This window comes from Aeromonas salmonicida subsp. salmonicida (assembly GCF_001643305.1).
Taxonomy (GTDB): Bacteria; Pseudomonadota; Gammaproteobacteria; order Enterobacterales; family Aeromonadaceae; genus Aeromonas; species Aeromonas salmonicida.
In genome coordinates this window covers 1-2,893 of sequence record NZ_LSGW01000030.1, presented here as the reverse complement: position 1 = coordinate 2,893, position 2,893 = coordinate 1, and the positions used below count along the sequence as shown (strand labels likewise).

Annotated in this window: 4 protein-coding genes and 1 pseudogene; all 5 read left to right on the top strand. The window is 61.8% G+C overall.

Going from position 1 to position 2,893, the window contains the following annotated elements; genetic code table 11:
- Positions 1-276 (top strand): annotated as a pseudogene (locus tag AXW79_RS02205) (3',5'-cyclic-AMP phosphodiesterase); the annotation flags it as partial.
- Positions 277-288: 12 nt separating this feature from the next.
- Entirely contained in the window at positions 289-876 is a 588-nt protein-coding gene (locus AXW79_RS02200) for a YqiA/YcfP family alpha/beta fold hydrolase (protein ID WP_005313911.1), read from the top strand.
- 2 nt (positions 877-878) lie between these two features.
- Complete coding sequence (locus AXW79_RS02195) at positions 879-1,502, top strand: NUDIX hydrolase (RefSeq protein WP_005313909.1); 624 nt, start codon at positions 879-881, stop codon at positions 1,500-1,502.
- Positions 1,503-1,539: 37 nt separating this feature from the next.
- Entirely contained in the window at positions 1,540-1,941 is a 402-nt protein-coding gene (locus tag AXW79_RS02190) for a GFA family protein (protein ID WP_005313907.1), read from the top strand.
- Between the two features lie 228 nt (positions 1,942-2,169).
- The coding region (locus AXW79_RS02185) for an ATP-binding protein (protein WP_248845844.1) at positions 2,170-2,893 on the top strand (724 nt) is incomplete at its 3' end.

Genomic DNA, 2,893 nt, shown 5'->3' with positions numbered 1-2,893 from the left:
GACTTGTTCGCCGTGCTGGCTCGTCATCCCCAGCAGAAAACCATCTTGTTTGGCCATGTCCATCAGGAATTTGACGAGGTGCACCGCGGGGTGCGGCTGATTGCCAGCCCCTCTACCTGCATCCAGTTCAAACCGCTCAGCGATGGTTTCGCGCTGGATGAGTCCGGCCCGGGCTGGCGCTATCTCACCCTGCATCCCGATGGCCGGGTGGCGAGCCAGGTGTGGCGCCTGCCAGTGGGGCAGTTTGTGCCAGACCCCGATGCCACCGGTTATTGAGGAGAGCATTGCATGAAGTCGGTTCTCCTTTATCTGCACGGTTTCAACTCTTCGCCTGGCTCTGCCAAGGCGCAGCAGATGGCTGCCTGGGTCGCCGAATACAGACCCGATATCGAGGTCATTATTCCGGCCCAGCCCAATACGCCTGCCGCTGCCTGGGCGGCCATCGAGCAAATCATCGAAGATGTCAGTGCCCGTCATGGTGCCCATTTCAAGCTCGGCGCCGTGGGCAGCTCGCTCGGCGGTTTTATGGCGACCCGGGTGGCCGAGCGCTATGGCTGTCGCGCGGCCCTGATCAATCCGGCGGTGCGCCCCCATGAGCTGCTCTGCGACTATCTGGGCCCCCAGACCAATCCTTACACCAATGAGTGCTTTGAACTGCTGCCGGTACACATGGACGAACTGAAGGCGTTGGCGGTACCTGTGACGGCGCCTGAACGGCTCTGGATCCTGCAACAGCAGGAGGACGAGGTGCTCGACTATCGCAAGGCGCTGACCGAATATCAGTTCGCCCGTCTCTCGCTGGAGTGCGGCGGTAATCACGCCTTCACCGGGTTTGAACGCTACCCCGCCCAGATCATCCACTTCCTCGGACTCTAGCGATGCAACCGCCGTTGGCCACCTTTCTGGAACAGGTGCTGGCCACGGCGCAGGCAGGCCTCACCTACTCCAAGGATCCCTTCGATATTGGCCGCTTTGAGGCGCTCAGAGCGGCCACGGTCGCCCTGATTGCCAGTCATAGCGACCTGAAACCGGACACCATCGCAGAGTGGATCGACCTCGATCACGGCTACCCCACTCCCAAGCTGGATGTACGAGCCCTTATCGTTGATAAGGCTGGCAATATCTTGCTGGTGCAGGAGCGCAGCGACGGTTGCTGGACCCTGCCCGGCGGCTGGTGTGATGTCGGTGACTCGCCAGCCGATGCCGTGGTGCGCGAGGTAGTTGAAGAGACTGGCCTCGAATGTCGGGCGGTGCAGCTGCTGGCCCTGTTCGACAAGCTCAAGCACCCCCATCCGCCCCAGCTGCCCCACGCCCACAAGGCTTTCTTTTTGTGCGAGGTGATCGGTGGCCAGCTGCTCGGCGAGACCGGTGAAACACAAGGTGCCGGTTACTTCCCCATCGACGACTTGCCTGAACTCTCCCGTCATCGGGTGGTGGCGTCCCAACTGCGCACCCTGCATGCCCATCTGTTGCAAGGGCGGCGCGATACCCTGTTCGACTGACCCGATTGGCGGGCGCATCAGCTAGCAAGGAGGCTGGATGATCAAACGCATTGGCAAGACCCGGATTGAGGAAAAGCACAGGGCCAGCTGTCACTGCGGGGCCGTGGTACTGGAACTTACCTTGCCGGATGGGGTGGTGGATCCCCGTCGCTGCGACTGCTCCCTCTGCCGACGGCGCGGCGCCATCGTCGCCTCTGTACCGCTCTCGGGCATACGCATCCTGCAAGGGGAGGCCGAACTGCGCTGCTACCAGTTCAACACCCGTACCGCAAAGCACTACTTCTGCAGCGTCTGCGGCATTTATACCCATCACCAGCGTCGCTCCAATCCGGCCGAGTATGGTTACAACCTTGCCTGTCTGGAGGGGGTCAACCCGTTCGAGCTGGCTGAGGTGCCGCTGCGCGACGGGGTAAACCATCCGGCCGATCGAGGGAAATAGCCACAAGGGCGTCATCCGCAGATGTCATCATCAGGGTGGCAGCGTCTTTTGGTTTCCATGTCTCCTTCTCCAGGCTGACACAGGCACTCTCTGTGGCGTCAGGCGCATCTGATCCCGGCTCAGTATCTTGTCGGCCCCTGTCTGGATCACCCTTTCCCGCAGTCGGGTTTGTCCAAGGCCCTCCCAACGAGTAAGATTCTCCCCAAACGTCAATTCGCAAGGCCCTCCATGTCCACTCAATACAATGCGGATGCCATTGAGGTCCTCAATGGCCTCGAACCGGTGCGTCGTCGCCCCGGCATGTACACAGACACCACCCGGCCCAATCACCTCGGCCAGGAGGTCATCGACAACAGCGTCGATGAGGCGCTGGCGGGCCACGCCCGTACCCTGGAGGTGACCCTGTTTGAAGACCAGTCCCTCGAGGTGATCGATGACGGCCGCGGCATGCCGGTCGACATTCACCCGGAGGAGGGGGTATCCGGCGTGGAGCTGATCCTCTGCAAGCTGCACGCGGGGGGCAAGTTCTCCAACAAGAACTATCAGTTCTCCGGCGGTCTGCACGGGGTGGGCATTTCTGTGGTGAACGCCCTCTCCGATCGGGTCGAGGTGACGGTGCGTCGCGACGGCCAGGTCTATGACATCGCCTTCGAGCGCGGCGACAAGGTGCAGGAGCTGACCATCACCGGCACCTGCGGGCGCCGCAACACAGGTACCCGGGTGCGCTTCTGGCCGCAGGCGAGCTATTTCGACTCGCCCCGCTTCTCGGTCACCAAGCTGGAGCACCTGCTCAAAGCCAAGGCCGTGCTCTGCCCCGGTCTCACCATCAAGTTCCTCGACAAGAACACCGGCATCAAGCTGGAGTGGTGCTATGAAGATGGCCTCAAGGATTATCTGGTCGATGCGGTCAAGCAGTTCACCTGCCTGCCGGAGCAGCCCTTCGTTGGCGCCT

Excerpts from the sequence above, each read along its gene's own strand:
- AXW79_RS02200 (WP_005313911.1), top strand. The coding sequence starts at position 289 with ATGAAGTCGGTTCTCCTTTATCTGCACGGTTTCAACTCTTCGCCTGGC.
- AXW79_RS02195 (WP_005313909.1), top strand. The coding sequence starts at position 879 with ATGCAACCGCCGTTGGCCACCTTTCTGGAACAGGTGCTGGCCACGGCG.
- AXW79_RS02190 (WP_005313907.1), top strand. The coding sequence starts at position 1,540 with ATGATCAAACGCATTGGCAAGACCCGGATTGAGGAAAAGCACAGGGCC.